Annotated in this window: 18 protein-coding genes and 1 pseudogene; all 19 read right to left on the reverse strand. The window is 41.6% G+C overall.

The genetic code is table 11. From position 1 onward, the window contains the following. Positions 1 to 18: 18 nt before the first annotated feature. The 19 genes and pseudogenes from VEHSUH06_RS00210 to VEHSUH06_RS00300 all read right to left on the reverse strand — a co-directional run bounded on the left by VEHSUH06_RS00210 (position 19) and on the right by VEHSUH06_RS00300 (position 18,578). The gene (locus tag VEHSUH06_RS00210; RefSeq protein WP_105097363.1) at positions 19 to 3,426 is read right to left on the reverse strand and encodes a DNA polymerase III subunit alpha; all 3,408 of its coding nucleotides are present in this window, start codon (positions 3,424 to 3,426) and stop codon (positions 19 to 21) included. 12 nt (positions 3,427 to 3,438) lie between these two features. Then, entirely contained in the window at positions 3,439 to 4,206 is a 768-nt protein-coding gene (locus tag VEHSUH06_RS00215; RefSeq protein WP_105097364.1) for a M48 family metallopeptidase, read from the reverse strand. A 182-nt stretch (positions 4,207 to 4,388) separates the two neighbouring features. After that, a complete protein-coding gene (locus tag VEHSUH06_RS00220) occupies positions 4,389 to 4,799 on the reverse strand; it encodes a hypothetical protein (RefSeq protein WP_146251387.1) in 411 nt (136 codons plus the stop codon). A 142-nt stretch (positions 4,800 to 4,941) separates the two neighbouring features. Next, positions 4,942 to 5,268, reverse strand: a pseudogene (locus tag VEHSUH06_RS00225) (YgjP-like metallopeptidase domain-containing protein); the annotation flags it as partial. A gap of 137 nt (positions 5,269 to 5,405) precedes the next feature. Next, positions 5,406 to 6,287, reverse strand: coding sequence for a hypothetical protein (locus VEHSUH06_RS00230; protein ID WP_105097366.1), 882 nt, complete (start codon positions 6,285 to 6,287; stop codon positions 5,406 to 5,408). Positions 6,288 to 6,482: 195 nt separating this feature from the next. Continuing rightward, on the reverse strand, positions 6,483 to 6,608 hold the full coding sequence (locus VEHSUH06_RS10880) for a hypothetical protein (RefSeq protein ID WP_255404220.1): 126 nt from the start codon (positions 6,606 to 6,608) through the stop codon (positions 6,483 to 6,485). A 120-nt stretch (positions 6,609 to 6,728) separates the two neighbouring features. Continuing rightward, positions 6,729 to 7,157 (reverse strand): hypothetical protein, encoded by a 429-nt coding sequence (locus VEHSUH06_RS00240; protein WP_105097368.1) that lies wholly within the window; start codon positions 7,155 to 7,157, stop codon positions 6,729 to 6,731. A gap of 301 nt (positions 7,158 to 7,458) precedes the next feature. Further along, positions 7,459 to 7,920 carry a helix-turn-helix domain-containing protein gene (locus tag VEHSUH06_RS00245; RefSeq protein ID WP_105097369.1) on the reverse strand — a complete coding sequence of 154 codons (462 nt, stop codon included), beginning with the start codon at positions 7,918 to 7,920 and terminating at the stop codon, positions 7,459 to 7,461. A gap of 91 nt (positions 7,921 to 8,011) precedes the next feature. Continuing rightward, positions 8,012 to 9,316 (reverse strand): glutamate-1-semialdehyde 2,1-aminomutase, encoded by a 1,305-nt coding sequence (gene hemL, locus VEHSUH06_RS00250; protein WP_105097370.1) that lies wholly within the window; start codon positions 9,314 to 9,316, stop codon positions 8,012 to 8,014. 9 nt (positions 9,317 to 9,325) lie between these two features. Beyond that, on the reverse strand, positions 9,326 to 10,300 hold the full coding sequence (gene hemB / locus VEHSUH06_RS00255) for a porphobilinogen synthase (RefSeq protein ID WP_105097371.1): 975 nt from the start codon (positions 10,298 to 10,300) through the stop codon (positions 9,326 to 9,328). 9 nt (positions 10,301 to 10,309) lie between these two features. After that, a complete protein-coding gene (gene cobA, locus VEHSUH06_RS00260) occupies positions 10,310 to 11,818 on the reverse strand; it encodes a uroporphyrinogen-III C-methyltransferase (protein WP_105097372.1) in 1,509 nt (502 codons plus the stop codon). Further along, positions 11,815 to 12,753, reverse strand: a complete 939-nt coding sequence (gene hemC, locus VEHSUH06_RS00265; protein ID WP_105097373.1) for a hydroxymethylbilane synthase — start codon at positions 12,751 to 12,753, stop codon at positions 11,815 to 11,817. Before hemC ends, cobA begins: the two co-directional genes overlap by 4 nt. Positions 12,754 to 12,757: 4 nt before the next feature. Continuing rightward, complete coding sequence (hemA, locus tag VEHSUH06_RS00270) at positions 12,758 to 14,029, reverse strand: glutamyl-tRNA reductase (protein WP_105097374.1); 1,272 nt, start codon at positions 14,027 to 14,029, stop codon at positions 12,758 to 12,760. Then, positions 13,998 to 14,645: a bifunctional precorrin-2 dehydrogenase/sirohydrochlorin ferrochelatase gene (locus VEHSUH06_RS00275; protein WP_105097375.1), complete on the reverse strand. Its 648-nt coding sequence runs from the start codon at positions 14,643 to 14,645 to the stop codon at positions 13,998 to 14,000. Before VEHSUH06_RS00275 ends, hemA begins: the two co-directional genes overlap by 32 nt. A 57-nt stretch (positions 14,646 to 14,702) precedes the next feature. Next, positions 14,703 to 15,488, reverse strand: a complete 786-nt coding sequence (locus VEHSUH06_RS00280) for an RNA-binding protein (protein ID WP_009350993.1) — start codon at positions 15,486 to 15,488, stop codon at positions 14,703 to 14,705. A 2-nt stretch (positions 15,489 to 15,490) separates the two neighbouring features. Further along, a complete protein-coding gene (gene proC, locus VEHSUH06_RS00285; RefSeq protein WP_199179700.1) occupies positions 15,491 to 16,285 on the reverse strand; it encodes a pyrroline-5-carboxylate reductase in 795 nt (264 codons plus the stop codon). A gap of 26 nt (positions 16,286 to 16,311) precedes the next feature. Then, entirely contained in the window at positions 16,312 to 16,809 is a 498-nt protein-coding gene (locus VEHSUH06_RS00290; protein WP_009351152.1) for a cell division protein SepF, read from the reverse strand. 51 nt (positions 16,810 to 16,860) lie between these two features. Beyond that, on the reverse strand, positions 16,861 to 17,547 hold the full coding sequence (locus VEHSUH06_RS00295; protein WP_105081896.1) for a YggS family pyridoxal phosphate-dependent enzyme: 687 nt from the start codon (positions 17,545 to 17,547) through the stop codon (positions 16,861 to 16,863). Positions 17,548 to 17,723: 176 nt separating this feature from the next. Continuing rightward, positions 17,724 to 18,578: a polyphenol oxidase family protein gene (locus VEHSUH06_RS00300; RefSeq protein WP_105097377.1), complete on the reverse strand. Its 855-nt coding sequence runs from the start codon at positions 18,576 to 18,578 to the stop codon at positions 17,724 to 17,726. Between the last annotated feature and the right edge of the window lies 1 nt (position 18,579).

Raw genomic sequence — 18,579 nt, forward strand, 5'->3', positions numbered from 1 at the left:
GTTCGTGAAAGCTATGTATTATTGCACCTCTACGGATCCATCACCTAAGATAGCTTCAATAGCCTTGATGGATTCATCGCTAGGGTCAAAGCACATGTTCGGTGGCAAGTTAATGCGCTTCCGTTGACGGTGCAAATATAGTGATGTTGGCACAGAGCCTGCGGTGTTCGTTAACAGCCGTTTTAAGGCTTCACTATTTTCTGGCGTGTCATATTGGCTATAAATATGAATAGCCACATGCTTAGCCTGACTATAGTTTACCTTTAATGGCATAATGCGGTCTGCAATAATTTGCACACCCTTTTCATCCGCATCAACGCGGCCTTTTACCTTTACAATCATATCCACAGCTAGGAACTGTTGACTTTGACTAAAGACCTTAGGGAATGCCACTACGTTAGCCGCACCAGAATAATCTTCGATACGAAGAATAGACATAACCTCATTTCGTCTCGTCATGCGGTCCGTCTTATTTTCAATCAATCCCCCAAAGGTTATGGTTTGACCATCGTATTGCTCTGGATTTTCTACGAGAGCCCCCAGTTCAAATAGGCCCTCTAGCTCCTTCGCATAGCCTTGCAATGGATGGCCTGTAATGTAAAAGCCTGTATATTCCTTTTCATCTTTTAATTTATCATCTTCTGATAAATCCTCCACATTCGGTACAGGGATGAAATCTACAGACTCCTCTATATCACCAAAGAGGCTCATGGTGCCCATAGCAGCATCCTTTTGCTCTTTAGCACCAACGGCTTGAGCACTTTCATACATGTGCAATAATTGGTTTCTGTTTTCCTTGAACCCATCCATGGCACCGCATCGAATGAGACTTTCAAGAAGTCGTTTATTAACAACCTTGTTATCCACGCGTTTACAGAAATCTACTATATCTGTATAGAGGCCATGCTCATTGCGCTCGCGAATCAAACGATCAATGGCATTATCCCCTACGTTTTTGATGCCCCCAAGGCCGAAGCGAATGGCATCACCTTGTACAGCAAAGCTTCGTTCAGAATAGTTAATATCTGGGCCGAGCACCTTAACATTATGCTTCTTGCAGGCATTGATGTAGTACGTCAATTTCTGCATGTTTTGCATAAAGCTAGTCATGGTAGCAGCCATAAATTCAGGGAAATAGTGGGCCTTCAAGTACGCTGTTTGGTACGCGATGTACGCATAGGCCGCACTATGTGATTTATTAAAGCCATAGCCTGCGAAGTATACGAGCAAGTCAAATACTTCATTCGCGATGGACTCTTCTATACCATTATTTATGGAACCTTGAATAAAGGACTCGCGCTGCGCCTTTAGAACAGATTCCTTTTTCTTACCCATGGCGCGGCGCATCAAGTCCGCTTGACCAAGGGAGAACCCGCCCATGGCGGACGCAATCTGCATAACCTGTTCTTGGTACAAGATTACACCAAAGGTATCTTTCAAAATTGGTTCCAAGATAGGATGTAAATAGGTAACCTCTTTTTTACCGTGACGGCGGTCGATAAAGTCCGCTACCATGCCAGACCCCAATGGACCTGGACGGTACAAGGCTACCAATGGAATTAAGTCCTCAAAATGCTCAGGCTTAAGGTCCATAACGAGTTTCGTAATACCTTCCGATTCGAGCTGGAATACGCCAGACGTATCCCCCTTTGTAAGGATATCACAAGCCGCCTTATCATCGAGCGGTATTGCATCTAAATCGAGATCAATACCGCGGTTCGCCTTGATGAGCTTTAAGGCATCCCCCATAACCGTCAAAGTACGGAGGCCCAAAAAGTCCATCTTTAAGAGGCCTAATTCCTCGATGTTATCCTTGTCGTACTGTGTTACAAAGCCATCATCATTGGCATTTTGTACTGGTACGTGGTCATCTAAAGGATCCGCGGAAATTACGACGCCCGCCGCATGAGTGGACGAATTTCGCGCTATGCCTTCTAGCTTTTTACCAAAATCAAATAATTCTTTAACGTTTGGATCAGCTTCGTATAACGCTTTTAACTCTTTGCCTTGTAGAGCCTTATCTAAGGTAATCCCCAGTTCGTTGGGTATCATCTTCGCAATGCGGTTCACTTCCGCCAGTGGTAAGTCTAGCACGCGTCCTACGTCACGAATTACGGCACGCGCTGCCTCAGTACCAAAGGTAATAATCTGAGATACACGCTCCTGTCCGTATTTTCTCGTTACATATTCGATGGCTTGGCCACGCTTTTCATAGCAGAAGTCAATATCGATATCAGGCATGCTTACCCGCTCTGGATTTAAGAAACGTTCAAAGAGCAAGTCATACTTCAATGGATCAAGGCCTGTAATGCCAAGTAGATAGGCTACTACAGAACCGGCCGCCGAACCACGACCAGGACCTACTAAGATATCGTGCTCACGGGCATAGCGTACATAGTCCCATACGATGAGGAAGTAATCCTCAAAGCCCATTGTGCCAATAACATCGAGCTCGTAGTCGAGACGTTTTTGTAACTCTTCAAAGGTCTCACCATAGAGACGTGGAATTTCTCGTTCACAAACCTTACGCAAATAAGTCTTAGACGTTTCCCCTTCTGGCACATCAAAGTGCGGCAAGTGATGTTCGTCGAAATTAAACTCTACATTACAACGATCTGCAATTTTTAAGGTATTTTCCATAGCTCCAGGAATATGTGAGAACAACTGCGCCATCTCATCCCCAGATTTTAGATAGAACTCATCATTTGGGAACTTTAAGCGGTCTACCTCAGCACGGCGACGGCCTGTAGAAATACATACCTTAATATCTTGCGCGTCCGCATCCTCTTTTAAGACATAGTGGAAGTCATTAGACGCTACGATGCCAAGACCGTATTCCTTGCTGAGCTTAATGAGCTCCTCTTGAGCCTTTGCCTCCTCTGGTAAGCCATGATTTTGGATTTCTAAGAAGAAATTATCCTTGCCGTAGGTCTCGATATACCATTCGATGGAACGCTTAGCGCCTTCCATATTATCTTGCAAGATATATTGAGGGATCTCACCTTGAATACACGCACTGAGAGCAATTATGCCTTTGCTGTATTGACGCAATAAATCGCGGTCTGCACGGGGTCGATATAACAGGCCTTCCGTAGATGCTTTAGACACGATTTTAACGAGATTACGATACCCTTCCATGGTCTCCGCTAACAAGATAAGATGTTTTAATCGTTCACGGCTACGACCTTCGGGACGATCGAATCGGCTGTTTTCCGTTACATATACTTCACAACCGATAATCGGTTTAACGCCTTGGTCCATACATTCTTTGTAGAAATAAATGGCTGCGTACATATTGCCGTGATCTGTGATGGCAAGGGCTGGCTGATTTAACTCCTTCGCACGACGTACCATGTCAGACAAACGACTAATGCCGTCCAGCAAACTAAACTCTGTATGACTATGTAAATGTACAAATGGCTGCATGGTACACCTCCTTTAAGGGCGATGAGCAAAATACACGTTCAATGATTTCTTACGAGCCTTCCAATCTGGCAAAAACTGTGCTACTAGATTGTGAAAGTTCTTGGAATGGTCTAAATATTTAAAATGGGCAAACTCATGAACCATAACGTACTCAATATACGCCTGTGGTCCCTCTAATAAACGGGTGTTCATCTTGATGAGCTGCTTGGCTGGCGTACAAGAACCCCAACGGCTCTTCATACGCTGCTGTTTTATGGTTGGCATAGGCACATCAATACCTTGCTTGTGGTAGCGTTGATACACGACCTTAGCCCAATGGACAAAGACCTTCTCCCCTAAATTACGCCAATAATTTTGCATTAATTTATGCTTTGCTTCATAGGTCATACCACGAGGCACTACCATGGTAAGGATGGCTTTTCCGTCAAAGCCAATGTGAGGCTTTCCATCCTGCTCAACCAGGCGCAACGTAACGGGAATGCCGAGGATTGATAAGCTTTCACCATTTACATACTGCAACGCATCAACGCGTTTGGCATTCAATGCATCAATCTTGTAACGAGCCCGCTCAATGAAGGGCATATTCTCGATAACAAACTTGTCCACCCTATAATCCGGCACATAGGCATTCGCCGACACATGGATCACACCATCCTTTGTAATGCGCATGTTCATGTTCTTCACACGCTTGATGGTTAACTCATATTCAATTCTGTCGCCATTATAGGTAATAGACCTAGTTGTTGAAGTATTCATACCTTTTATTTTATCATAAAACACTTATAAAATCGTAAAATTCTGGTAATTTTGATAGAGATACTTAGATTTTAATCAATACTGATTTTTATTAATTTGTAATATAAAAATGACACCTATACCAAGCTTTTGTACATAGTATAGGTGTCATAAGAGTAAATTAAAGATTCAAGTAAGATTATTTTATACAAAATTACTTTTTAAAATTAATAAATAAACTTAACTATAGTTTTATTTTGTTCTTTTGAAACAATAATTTTTACTTTATTTATCGTATCAAATAAGGTATATGTAGAGCCTTCAGATTTATCAGAATCAATAAGGTGTATGCTATATAATTGCAATTCATTGATTACTTCTTCTACGGAGAGATTCTGATACTCAATTGTTTTTACAGCAATCTGACTATTCTTCCCCTCATATGAAGTATTCATAGCCACTACATAGCTATTATACCGATCTAAAGTAGAACTAGAATTATTCACATGATTTAGGAACATAGGATGCATCAAGGCTATAATTATTGAATATAGCAAAAATAGACTAATTATTAAAATCCAACCGCCTATTATAAATCGAGCTCGAAATGGTAATTCATAAAATTTAGATCTTAACATTGTATTCATCCACATAGTTACTCTATTAAAAACCAAAAACCTCTAATCTATTCCTTCCTCTGATGACTCTTCATTATTGTTATTAGGATTTGTAAATAAGGATGGCTTTTCCGTCAAAGCCAATATGAGGCTTTCCGTCCTACTCAACTAGGCGCAACGTAACAGGAATGCCGTGGATTGATAAGCTTTCACCATTTACATACTGCAACGCATCGACGCGCTTAGCATTCAATGCATCAATCTTGTAACGAGTCCGCTCGATAAAGGGCATATTCTCAATGACAAACTTGTCCACCCTATAATCCGGTACATTGGCATTCGCCGACACATGGATCACACCATCCTTGGTAATGCGCATGTTCATGTTCTTCACGCGCTTGATGGTTAACTCATATTCAATTCTGTCGCCATTATAGGTAATAGACTTAGTTGTTGAAGTCTTTACACCTTTTATTTTATCATAAAACACTTATAAAATCGTAAAAATCTGGTGGTTTTAATAGAACTACTTAGATTTTAATCAATACTGATTTTTTATTAATTTATCATAAAAAATGACACCTATACCAAGCCTAATAGAAGGTATAGGTGTCATTAAATCTAAACTCACTCTAGATAGTTTTCCAACCCTAGTTTATGTTGTTGTTTTAAACTCATACTTTTTCTTGCAGTAACTAACTTAACAAATAATTCTTCTATAACCTCCTTATCCTCTTTACTAAATTGACTATAATGATCTATAGCTATAATTTTATCTTTCAGTTGTTTATCATGATTTCGTTCTTTGATTAATTCATTAATACTAAACTCTTTTGATTTACTAGAAACCGTTTCATTAATAAAATTATAATTTAATAAGTTATTAGAATAGTACTTCCATACTATACCAGTTTCTAAATCTATCTTAGTAATACTACCAAAATCAACATTATAGAATATATTTTTTGAAATTTTATACTTATCAATTTTCGATAATTTAGATCCTGTAGCTAAATTATAAATTCCCCGTGTTTCACTAGAGAAAAAGAATGGAAATCTAATTATGTTGCCCTCCTCTATAGGAATTCTTTCTTTAAAGTCTGCATAAAATTTGCTTTTCCAAACTTCCTGTTCCGAATCAGAAAAACGACTAAATTCTGGATATACATTAGTAATATCATTTATTCTGATTTCATTAGGGGGCTCTTTATGTAATATAAATACATGTTCGTTATTTAATTCATTATATACACCAATACCATTTGTAGTTATATAATATATTTTCCCTCGTACTTCATCAAAACCAAGAACATTAGAAGCAATTATATTAGTTGGCTCTTTGTAATATATCATGCCATTCATACCAACTATCGGTCCCGAATACTTAATGAATGGGTGCATAAAATATGTAGTAAAAAAAAGCCAACCAAAAAAAACTATACCTTCTATTATTAGAAAAATAAGTACAGCTTGTTCAAGCCTTTTCTTTAAATTTTTTCCTATGTGCATAAAAGATTATCCAATCAACGTTATTAGCAAACTTAAAATTATATATCCATATGTTAACTCTAAGGATATCTCACCCTTAGAAGTTAGTGTATACACTAATCCCCAAAATGGCTTTTGATTATAGAGCTTAAAAGTCTCAATCATTGATAAACTTTTATTATTCAGATTTCCTCTACTATGTTTTATTTGTCTCAATTATTTAAAAATTAAAGAAAACGCTAAAACAAAAGTGGCAACAACATATAAAATACCCGCATCTGCAATATTGCCTATAATATAAAGAATTACTCCTATTATAAGCAAAACTATTCCAAAATTCATTTTACCCTCTTATTTATCAAATTCATAATAATTAAGCCAGCGCTCCTCATTAGTCCTTGGTTGAATCTTATAATAGCCAAGAGAACAAAACAGTTCTAATAAGGATCCCTCCCTAATAAATCAATTCCTTCTTTGTAATATTAAAGTCACTTTATCAGAGCCTCGTTCTTTAAATAGCTCGAGATAAATATTAGTATCATAATCATGTCCAACAATACGATTCTTGTTAATCTCATTCCAGCCTATATTTTGTTTTGAAAGTATTCCTTTAACATCATCAATTGTAAGTGAGTCGTACGTAATTTCAAGATTATTATTTTGATAGGCTCGACCAGATGCATAGTATTCTTCACTTACTTTTTTCACAGATATATCTTCTAGTTTTTGCTCGTATAATTGAAGGCTTTGCATTTGCTCCGGCCTTTTAATATATGCATTTAAAGACATAGCTCCCATTAATAAAAAGCAAAACAAAGCAAAACCAATATAAAATTTAACCGTAAAAGGTGTTCGATCTAATATAGACTTTACACCGCTCCACACTTTCATAATGTCTCCTTTAAGACTAGCTAATATTCAATTCACTTCTATATTTCAATTATATATTAAACCAACTTATATCACCAACGGATATTTTAACATTGTTATTTTTTATTTATTTTTATATTTAGCCTTAACAAAGATTGCCAAAGCGTTAGCATGTACATTTACACTATAGTAATACAAAAGCACCATCTACCTAGGTCCGACTTATATGTCGTTTCCCATTAAGATAGATGGTGCTTTTATAATTGATCTAATTAAGTTATTCAAATAAACATGTTCCACTCACATACAATGTAGTATAGCACTACTTTATATTTCGTCGTGCCGCTAAGCTACCAGCGCTGTTAGCTAGGCCCGCTCGATTGATATGTGGGTTCCCATGTTTGTACGTTTTTGGCTTGCTACTTTTATCTTCTACTTTTGATTTCTCAAATTTAGTAAATAGATTATCTAGCTCTCGCAAGAGGGCACGTTTTTGTGAGTCTTTCAACTCGAATACTTCACCTTTATAGGCGATGTATTTATTTTTGAGTACAGGACTGAGATCATAGATGGGCTCGTGTTGTTCTCCATTTACATCTAGCAGCTCATCCAAGGTCAATCCATAATAGCGAGACAGGGCACAGAGTGTATCTAAATCTGGTTCGCGATACCCTGTTTCGTAATTTGAAAGCGCCGCATTACTGATACCTACGGCCTTTGCAACTTCGATTTGGCTTTTGCCCATGCGCACGCGAGCACGCTTTAAGTTCTTGTAAAACTGCATGTTCATCACCTACATCGATACATAAACAACTACAAACTATATATTTTATAATAATGTATCACTGATTTTTATAGTAGTGTATCACTCATTTTTATAGTAGTGTATCACTGATTTTTTTGAAAGCTTCATCAGCTACGGCTAATGTGCGTTCGATTTCACTGCTCTTGTGGCAGATAGATACAAAGTTACTTTCATAAGGGCTTGGCGCATAGTAAATACCATGGCTCAAGTTATGGTGGAAGAACATTTTGAATTGTTCTTCGTTGCAAGATGTTGCATCATCAAAGTTCTTAACTGGTTTATCAGTGAAGAAGATGGTGAACATGGAGCCTACCCGTTGTACTACAACAGGCACATTGTATTGTGCTGCCAAACGTTCAAAGCCTTCACAAAGGGCGATAGTTGCGTCTTCTACTTGTTTAAAAATTGTTGGGTCTCGTTGCAAAATGGAAAGCGTTGCAAGACCAGAGGTAACGGCAATAGGGTTACCGCTCAATGTACCGGCTTGGTAAATAGGACCAGCTGGTGCGATTTGGTTCATAATCTCACGAGAGCCCCCAAATACAGCAAGTGGCATGCCACCGCCAACGATTTTACCAAGGCATGTTAGGTCAGGTTTAATATTGTAACGTTTTTGAGCACCACCACTGCTAGCACGGAAGCCACACATAACTTCGTCAAAGATCAACACTGCCCCATGAGCCTTAGTCACTTCCCGCAAGGTTTCCAGGAAGTCTGGTTCTGGAGGCACGCAGCCCATGTTACCTGCTACAGGTTCTACGATAATCGCCGCAATAGTATCGCCGATTTCGTCGAATAATTTGCGAACTGCATCAGAGTCATTGTACGGCAAGGTAATAGTGTTTTCTGCTACACCTTGTGGAACACCAGGGCTATCTGGCACACCAAAGGTAGCAAGGCCAGAACCAGCTTTTACCAAAAGTGCATCGCTATGACCATGGTAACAGCCAACGAATTTCACGATTCGATCGCGACCAGTATAGCCACGAGCTACGCGCAAAGCACTCATAGTCGCCTCTGTACCAGAGTTAACGAGGCGGATAACCTCCATAGATGGCATGAAGGCTTGTACCTTTTTAGCCAATTCTGTTTCTAGTAGTGTAGGTGCACCATAGCTAGTGCCGCGAGGAATCGCCTCTTGCAAACTTGCGATAACCTCAGGGTTCGCATGACCCAAGATCATAGGGCCCCAGCTCAACACATAGTCGATGTATTCGTTGTTATCGATATCATAAATACGGCTGCCGCTAGCGCTGCTGATAAACGGAGGGTTAGAACCTACACTACGGTAGGAACGAACAGGACTGTTTACGCCGCCTGGCATATAACGTTTAGCCTCTTCAAAGGCCTTTTCAGATTTACCGAGTTGGAACATAGTTCCTCCTTATTGTTGTAACCATTTAGCAATATCTATAGCATGGTACGTAATGATGATTTTAGCACCGGCGCGCTTCATAGAAAGCATTGTTTCCATAACGAGGCGTTCTTCGTCGATAAGACCAGCTGCAGCAGCAGATTTAACCATTGCATATTCGCCAGACACATTGTATACCGCTACAGGTAATTCATAGCGGTCACGTGTTTCACGAACGATATCCAAGTAGGACAAAGCTGGTTTAATCATGATAATATCTGCACCTTCAGCGATGTCAAGTTCGATTTCTCTGAAAGCTTCCAAGCGATTAGCTGGGTCCATTTGATAGGACTTGCGGTCCCCAAATTTTGGAGAAGAGTTTACAGCACCACGGAACGGACCATAATACGCAGATGCATATTTTGCGGCATAGCTCATAATAGATACATTTGTGTACCCTGCCGCATCAAGAGCTTCACGGATAGCACCTACACGGCCATCCATCATATCGGATGGAGCCACCATATGAGCACCAGCTTCTGCTTGGCTTACCGCTACTTTGCAAAGTAATGGTAATGTTTCATCGTTCAAGATTTCATGGTCATCAATCATGCCACAGTGACCTGTAGAGGTATATTGACACAAGCATACGTCAGAAATAACCAATAGGTTTGGCACTGCTGCGCGGATAGCTTTAATAGCTTGTTGTACAGGTTGGGACATATCCCACGCTGAGGAGCCTTGCTCATCTTTATATGTAGGAATACCAAAGATTTCTACACCGCGCACACCAAGATCATAGGCCTCTTGCGCTACTTTCACAGCCTCATCAACAGACAAGTGGTATTGACCTGGCAATGTGTCGATTTCATTTTTGATACCTTCGCCAGGAACAATAAATAATGGATAAATTAAATCAGTTACGTCGAGTGTCGTTTCCCGTACCAAATCACGCATTTCTGGATTGATACGCAAGCGGCGAGGACGGTATGTTAAATCGTACATGTAATCCTCCTAAATGTCCTTTACAATAGCATTTACCAAGCCATCAGTTGTATATACATCGCTGATGACCGCCGGTTTAAGACCTGCACTCATAGCTGTAGCAGCTGTGATAGGTCCGATGCAAGCAATCTTAGTTTTTCCTAATAGCTCTAATGCATTATCCCCCAATAATTGAATTGTATTGGTTACTGTAGAGGAACTTGTAAACGTAATATAATCTACAGTACCTTCTGTTAAGGCATTTACTAATGCTTCTTGTTGAGATGTATCTTGTGTCGTTTCATATAAACGCAAGATATCTACATCTATATCGTGATGACGCAAAGAGCGTGGAATTACGTCGCGCGCTACTTTTGGTTGGATGAGCAATACGGAGTCCCCTGCTTTGAGCTCTTCTTCAAGAGCCTCTACAGCAGATTCAGCCTTGTAGTCTACAGGAATGATATCCGGTACGATGCCATATTTTTGAAGCTCCCGAGCTGTAGCACAGCCGATAGCTGCTACTTTAGAGTTACCTAATGCACGTGTATCCTTACCCTCTTTATAAAGAGCATCGAAGAAGTAACGTACCCCTTCACCAGATGTGAATACGATGCATTGATATTGTTTTGTATTATTGATGATACGACGATCTTCATCAAACAACTCCAATGGAGATGTTTTAATCGCTGCCGCTTCTACTACATTAGCACCTTGAGCTGCTAATTTTTCGCGGAATGCACTAGCTTGGGAGCGAGCGCGTGTAACTACAATAGTTTTGCCGAATAACGGCTTATTATCGAACCATTGTAATTTTTCACGAAGGTTAACTACATCGCCTACTACGATGATAGCTGGCGCTTTTAGTTGTGCCTTTTCTACATCTTCTACTACATGTTCAAGGGTAGATACGAGAACCTCTTGAACCGTTTTTGTGCCCCAACGAATAAGCGCTACTGGTGTAGATGGTGCACGACCATGAGCCATCAATTTTTCTGCAATGGTAGGCAAGTTGCCAACGCCCATTACAAAGCAAAGTGTATCTACTGCTGTAGCAAGGCCTTCCCAGTGAATACCAGATACTTCTTTAGTTGGATCCTCATGACCGGTTACAACCGCAAAGGATGTAGCCATAGCGCGTTGTGTTACAGGGATGCCTGCATAAGCAGGGGCTGCAATTGGAGATGTTACGCCTGGTACGAATTCAAATGGTACACCAGCTTCCCCAAGAGCCATCGCCTCTTCACCACCGCGACCGAATACGAGTGGGTCGCCGCCCTTTAAGCGTGCTACGATTTTACCTTCTTTACCTTTTTGAACTAACAGCTCATTGATTTCCCATTGGTGCATTGTGTGATCTTTACATTGTTTACCAGCGTAAATCAACTCTGCATCTGGGCGAGCCCATTCTAACAAATGAGCATCTGCTAAATAGTCATATACAATTACATCTGCTTTTTCAATGCATTCGCGACCTTTTACAGTAATGAGTTTAACATCGCCAGGGCCTGCACCGATTAGATATACCATACCTGTCATTTTATAATTCCTTCCTCTATGAGAGCATCCACAATATGTTTGCCACCTTCTTCGTATAAGGCTTTTGCTAGGTTTTTACCAAGAATTTCAGCTTTTTTCGCTGGCCCAGAAATTTCCCCTTCGTATACCGTTTTACCGTCGAGGGAAGCGATCATAGCCTTTAAGGTCAATTGACCTTTCTCAATAGTACCATGTACCCCCATCGGCACTTGGCAACCACCATTTAACTGACGCAAGAAGCTGCGTTCCCCTTCAACAGCATAGCGCGTAGCTTCGTCGTTAATAGGAGCCAGCATTTCAAGCATTTCCGTATCGTCAGCACGACACTCGATAGCAAGTGCCCCTTGACCAACAGCAGGAATCATTTCATCGGCTTTAAATACTTGGGTAATTTGATCATCTAAGCCCAACCGTTTAAGACCAGCTTGTGCCAAGATAACGCCATCTAGTTTTTCTGTTTCAATCTTGCTCAAACGAGTTTGTACATTACCGCGGATAACCTCGACCTTAAGGTCAGGACGGACATGTAATAATTGCGCTTGACGACGCAAGCTACTTGTACCGACGCGAGCACCTTGAGGCAATTTATCTAATGTTTTATACACGGGGCTCACAAGCGCATCGTAAGGCACTTCACGAGCAGAGATAGCACCAAGAGTTAGCCCTTCTGGCAACTCTGTAGGCATATCTTTCAAGCTATGTACGGCGATATCAATATCGCCTTTGTGCATAGCTTCTTCTAATTCAGCTGTAAACAAACCTTTGCCACCAACTTGAGCCAGTGGTTTTTCCAAGATACGGTCCCCTTTTGTATTAAAGTGAACTAGCTCGACCGTAATGTTTGGGTACAGACCTTGTAACTCTGCACTAATATGTTCAGCCTGCCATAGGGCAAGGGCACTTTTTCGCGTGCCGATTCGAATATGGTCTCTCATGGCCTTAGCCTTCTTTCTCAAGATTAAACATATCTTTGAATAAATCCCAGTACAAACCTTCTTCCTCTGTACCAGCGATTTCGTTGAAGTGAATCATCGGTTCACGCAACATTTTGCGAATGATCATGCGACTCATAGAGTCCATAATGCGGCGCTCCTTATCAGAAATATCAGGCAATTTAGCTAATGCGCGATGTAACTCACGGCGGCGAATGCGTTCCGCTTTTTCTGTGAGTAGTGCCATCATTGGACGCACCGTCAAATAGCTCAATTTATCTAATAACTCTTCAATGGCGTCGTGAATGATAGGCTCTGCACGACGAGCTTCCTCTTCGCGCTGTGCCTTATTTTCTTCGACTACACTTTCAAGAGAGTCGATATTAAACAGGTAAATACCTTCCATATCTGCTACGCCGGGATCGATATCGCGGGGTACCGCAATATCAATCATAACGATTGGCTCACCTTTGCGAAGGGAGGCAATTTTCTTTGCTTCTCGCTCTGTAATAATATAATGTGGCGCCCCTGTAGATGTGATGAGGATATCCGCATCTTTAGCGTAATCTACAAAATTATCGAGCTTAACGGCCTTACCGTTGAAGCGTTCAGCCAATACTTCTGCTTTTGCAAAGGTTCTATTGGATACGAAAATCGTTTTTACGCCCTTTGCTTGTAGGTGCGTTGCGGTCAACTCACTCATGGTGCCTGCCCCTAAGATGAGTACAGTTGCTTCAGATAAAGGTTTTTCTAAGCTATCCTCCGCAAGGTTAACAGCAGTGTAACTAACGGATACAGGCGTATTAGCAATGCCCGTATTAGTACGCACCTTTTTACCAACACTAATAGCGCGTTGGAATAAGATATTAAAAATTGTGCCCGTACAGCCTGCGCTATAAGCCTGAATATAAGCCCCTTTTAATTGGCTCAAGATTTGACCTTCCCCCAACACAAGGGAATCAAGGCTCGCAGATACTCGGAATAGATGTTCAATGCAATCGCGCTCTTCATAGAAGAAAAAGGCATCTTCATCGATGTGGTCGGCACCTTTTAAATCTTTTAACACTGCCAACATGTATTCTTTAGGGAACTCTACACCTTCTAAGGCCGCATAGATTTCAGTTCGATTGCATGTAGACAAAATAACACATTCTGCTACACAGTCAAATTCATAGAGGCGGTTCAGTGCAGTAACTACCTCGTCTTTATCAAACGAGAAACGTTCACGCACCTCTACAGCGGCACTTCTATGATTTAGACCTAATACCACTAATTTCATGGTCAAGTTTCTCCTCTATAGTCATCCACTCTCCCTTGAGAATGGCTTCAAAAGTTTCTACGGTCAGATGATCTCGCCAAAATTTCTGTCGAGCCTCTGGGGTAGGAAGTAGTAACTTTACTTCTTCTCTAAATATTTTAAGTCTAGGCATAGCCTTTTGCAACTGCCCATAACGATTCATCATATCTTGCCGCACGAGGCGATTGATACGAGGCCCTACGTTATTAGCGCTAATAGCGATGTGAAGATCACCTAGTTCAAGGGATGAAGGTACAGTAAATCTGCACGCCCTAGGGGCGTCACTGCGATTAGTCCAAACGCGGTGTTTTTTCCCCATATCATCTAACGTATCGTTTAATTCGCTATTATCTGTGCAGATAAAGAACAAACTGCTCGTTATAATGTGGTGTTCATCGTCCATTGTGAAAGCACGGTCGTGCCAAGTGATACGATTATCCTTTGCCCATTGGCAAATCCTATCTGTTACAGTGGGAGCAATTACCACAATATTGCATGGCTCCTTAACAAAGAGCTGCATTCGTCGCTCTGCGACCTCCCCGCCGCCTACGAATAGGATTGTATCTTCTGTTGTAGGTTGAAATGTTATGGATACCATGGCTGTCCTACTATATATAAAAAAATCGGCTTGATGGTCAAGCCGATTTTCAATTGCCTACATGAATCGTTTCAGATATACGCCGATACGCCCCTTACGAGATGTACCTGTAATGGCTTCTACCTTCATTCGGCCACGACCACGCATAGAAATCACATCCCCTTCTTTAACCTCTTGGGATGCCCCCTTAGCTGGTTGCCAGTTTACTTGCAATAATCCTGCATTTATAGCGCTTACCAATTTAGTACGAGACACGCTAAAACCAGAACTTGCCACCGCATCTAAGCGCAAAGAAGCAACTGTAGTGCGGACTTCTTTAATTTTTTCTTCTTTTGGTGCAATATCCGATAGCTCAATAGCCTCTACAGATACGGAAACCATAGCGATTTTTGTAAAGTTTTGGATTACAAAGTCTGCTACGCTTTCATCCACCATAATTTGAGCGCCCCCTTGCTGAACGATAACGTCCCCAAATTTGGAGCGATCAATGCCAAGGCCCATCAAGGAGCCTAGCACATCGCGATGGGTAAGCAATCGGAACCGTGGGTCCCAATTCACCTTAAGGGCGCGAATGCCCATGTCCACAGTACCGTTAAAGTCGCTATCTACAAAGGCGATGCGGATACGTTCCGCCCCTTCATAGCCACCATCTGTCTTAACGATAAGCTGTGGGTAGTTAGCCTTGATTGCGTCTGCAATGACAAGACCTGCAGGGCTCGTAAAGTCCGCCACGCGGTAAGGGCGACCTTTTACAACCTGCTCAGCCAAGTCAAGCATGCGACGAGCTTCCTCACCGCTGCCACTGGCTTCAAAATATCGTATTAATTTACTAGTATCTGCCAAAATTATTTCCCCAATTCATTCGACCGAGCAAGACATGCTACTACGCCGTCTTGGAGAGCACTGCGAAGTCCACCTTTTTCCATAGCACCAATACCGGCAATGGTCGTGCCACCTGGACTTGTTACTTGATCTCGTAGTACTGCTGGATGATTGCCACTTTCAAGAGCCATCTTACCAGCACCATACATCGTTTGAGCCGCGGCCTTGATTGCCAAGTGACGAGGCAATCCAATGCGAACGCCCGCATCAGCTAAAGCATCAAGAATGACGAACATATAGCCAGGACCTGCACCAGATAGTGCGCCTAAGCGATCTAAATCAGCTTCGCTTACCACGGCCACTTCGCCGACAGCCTCAAACAAGGCTTGCACAGCGCGACCAAGGTCTGTATTCACATCATCCCCAGCAAGAGCCGTCATGCCTGCACCGATAGAAGCCGGTGTATTTGGCATAGCTCTAAACCAGTTAGCTTGCGGAATCGCTGCATCTAGAGTATCTAAGGTGATACCTGCTGCAACGGAAATCATAACAGTCCCATAAGGTACTTCTTTTAACGTTTCTAATACAGATGGTAACACTTGTGGTTTTACGGCCAACAAAATGGTATTGTACTCGTTTACATCAGGCAATGTAGTAAAACCTACTATACCGAGTTCCTCAGTTAGAGCCTTACATTGTTCTTCGCGACGCACGAGAATGTGTGTATCACTTGCTTTCAATACGCCATGCTGTAATGCACCGCGCAATAGAGCGCCACCCATTGAGCCAACGCCTATACATAGGGTTTTACCTAACATCGTTGTCACCACCATTTATAAAGAAATTATTTATTGTCCCAAGCGTATTCGTTTTGCTCAGTTTTGTTGCTGTCATTATCAGAATAATCAATGGAAATGTTTACAGGTACACACATGAAAATATCTTTACCTACTTTTTCCAATTTGCCATCCAATGCAAAAGTCGCACCAGATACGAAGTCCACAATACGAGCTGCTTCATGAGGATCTGTATTTTCAAAGTTGATCAATACAGGACGCATGTCGCGCAATTGATGTGTAATATTTTCAGAATCTTCAAATACTTTTGGTTCAATTACAACTACTTTCATAGCTGTTGGACGTTGTGTCATCGTAGATTGGCCTCCTACCTTGCGTGGATGAAATTCAGATGCGCCGGATACTGGAGCTACTGGAGCTACTGGTGTAGGTTCCGCTTCATATTCCTCTTCATCTTCATAGTCATAATCATCATATTCATAGTCATCATCATTTTTGCCTAAGAATAAGTTTTTTGCTTTGTCTAAATAATCTCCCAATGCCATTTGGATTTCCTCCTAATACTTAACGCTATCGATTATCAGGCAACCCAAGCCTTAATCATACACACGTTCCCCAAAAATTGCTGTGCCTACACGAACGATGTTAGCCCCTTCTTCTAAAGCGACTTCAAAGTCGTGAGTCATCCCCATAGATAAATATTGAATCTGCCCCTCTTCAAAGTAGCCTTTCATATCCTCATACAAGGCGTTTGCTACGCGGAAGATTGGACGTGCTTCCTCTGGATTGTCGAAAAATGGCGCCATACACATCAAGCCCCGTACACGTACATGAGGCAATGTCTTTGCATAGTCTCGAATATCTGGAAACTCCTCTACGGACATGCCCGTTTTGGAGGCTTCTCGAGCTACATTGACTTGCAATAATACGTCTTGCACCTTGTCGTGCTTTGTAGCAACCTTTTCGATTTCATCTAATAGTTTACGGCTGTCTACAGAATGAATTAAATCAAACATAGGCACCGCTTGACGCACCTTGTTGACCTGTAAATGTCCAATCAAGTGCCATGTTAATTGTGGCCCCTTATAGGTGAGCTGTTTTTCCTTGGCCTCTTGTACTCGGTTTTCCCCTACATGAGTGACACCGAGACTAGCCGCCTCCTCTACAGCTGACACAGGGTGATTCTTTGTAACCGCCACTAACAATGCTGTATCTACGCGACCAACGCGCGCCATAGCATCTGCCATGCGCTGCTGTATTGCGTGTAGGGATTCTTCAATCACGTGAATGCCCCCTTCAATCTATATATAGTAATCATTAAATATATTTGTATAGACTATTCTATTATATAGTATTTAGCCTTGAATGTACATGATTTAGAGCTTATAAGCACCATAAATCCTTGCATGGATATGCTAACAATCATCTGCTTGATTCTAATTATTGTGAAAGCTAATTATTAGCGCTCTTGTAACATTCCAAAGAGTGCCATACGGCCTGTTGTTCCTGCTTCACGGCGATAGGAATAGCAGTCGCTTTCAATTACACTATCGGTACCACCGATAGCAATATGTTCTCTAGGTACACCATTAATTATGAGTCCTTCGGCAATAAAGTTCCATAAATTGATATAGGCCTTATCTAATTTATCACCAGGGTAGTTAACCACGTCAGCTGCATTTCGCTTTGTCATAGCTCGCCAAGCTAATTCAAAGCGTTTTCCTAGCTCTACGTCGACTTCAAATGACTCCGGCCCAATACTCGGCCCAAGATATACATAACAATCTTTGAACTCAGTGCCGTAAGTTTCTTTCATAGCCTCAATCGTGAGCACTGGCAAATGTCCGATAGCACCGCGCCAGCCTGCATGTACGGTAGCGATAGCATGATGTTTAGCATCGTAAATACCAACGCCTACGCAGTCCGCCGTAAACAAGAACAATGGCACATTGGGTAATCTTGTAAATACCGCATCACAGTCAGCAATAGCCGTATCCTCCCCTAGGGCACCAGCACCAACGAGGTTTTCCGTAATTTCTACAGCCTTAAGACCATGTACTTGATTACCGCAGGAAATACGCGTCGGATTAACGCCTAAATGATCCGTCACAATAGCTCGATTAGCTCGTACATTCTGAGCCTCATCCCCTACGTGAAAGGCTAAGTTTAACGATTCATAAGGGGCCTTCGATACGCCACCATGACGATAGGTATCTCCCATAACGATAGGAAATTGTTCAGTCCATTTGGGTGCTTCATAGGACCAAGTACCATGAGGTCCTTTTACATCTATACGTTTTACAGATTCATTCATG

This window comes from Veillonella sp. S13053-19 (assembly GCF_002959835.1).
In the GTDB taxonomy this organism is placed as follows: Bacteria; Bacillota; Negativicutes; order Veillonellales; family Veillonellaceae; genus Veillonella; species Veillonella rogosae.

Bases quoted from the DNA above. Each gene is read 5' to 3' on its own strand.
- VEHSUH06_RS00230 (WP_105097366.1), bottom strand. From the start codon at position 6,287: ATGCACATAGGAAAAAATTTAAAGAAAAGGCTTGAACAAGCTGTACTT.
- VEHSUH06_RS00210 (WP_105097363.1), bottom strand. From the start codon at position 3,426: ATGCAGCCATTTGTACATTTACATAGTCATACAGAGTTTAGTTTGCTG.
- VEHSUH06_RS00245 (WP_105097369.1), bottom strand. From the start codon at position 7,920: ATGCAGTTTTACAAGAACTTAAAGCGTGCTCGCGTGCGCATGGGCAAA.
- VEHSUH06_RS00300 (WP_105097377.1), bottom strand. From the start codon at position 18,578: ATGAATGAATCTGTAAAACGTATAGATGTAAAAGGACCTCATGGTACT.
- VEHSUH06_RS10880 (WP_255404220.1), bottom strand. From the start codon at position 6,608: ATGAATTTTGGAATAGTTTTGCTTATAATAGGAGTAATTCTTTATATT.
- VEHSUH06_RS00290 (WP_009351152.1), bottom strand. From the start codon at position 16,809: ATGGCATTGGGAGATTATTTAGACAAAGCAAAAAACTTATTCTTAGGC.
- VEHSUH06_RS00220 (WP_146251387.1), bottom strand. From the start codon at position 4,799: ATGTTAAGATCTAAATTTTATGAATTACCATTTCGAGCTCGATTTATA.
- hemB (WP_105097371.1), bottom strand. From the start codon at position 10,300: ATGTACGATTTAACATACCGTCCTCGCCGCTTGCGTATCAATCCAGAA.
- hemL (WP_105097370.1), bottom strand. From the start codon at position 9,316: ATGTTCCAACTCGGTAAATCTGAAAAGGCCTTTGAAGAGGCTAAACGT.
- VEHSUH06_RS00240 (WP_105097368.1), bottom strand. From the start codon at position 7,157: ATGAAAGTGTGGAGCGGTGTAAAGTCTATATTAGATCGAACACCTTTT.
- hemA (WP_105097374.1), bottom strand. From the start codon at position 14,029: ATGAAATTAGTGGTATTAGGTCTAAATCATAGAAGTGCCGCTGTAGAG.
- cobA (WP_105097372.1), bottom strand. From the start codon at position 11,818: ATGACAGGTATGGTATATCTAATCGGTGCAGGCCCTGGCGATGTTAAA.
- VEHSUH06_RS00275 (WP_105097375.1), bottom strand. From the start codon at position 14,645: ATGGTATCCATAACATTTCAACCTACAACAGAAGATACAATCCTATTC.
- hemC (WP_105097373.1), bottom strand. From the start codon at position 12,753: ATGAGAGACCATATTCGAATCGGCACGCGAAAAAGTGCCCTTGCCCTA.
- proC (WP_199179700.1), bottom strand. From the start codon at position 16,285: ATGTTAGGTAAAACCCTATGTATAGGCGTTGGCTCAATGGGTGGCGCT.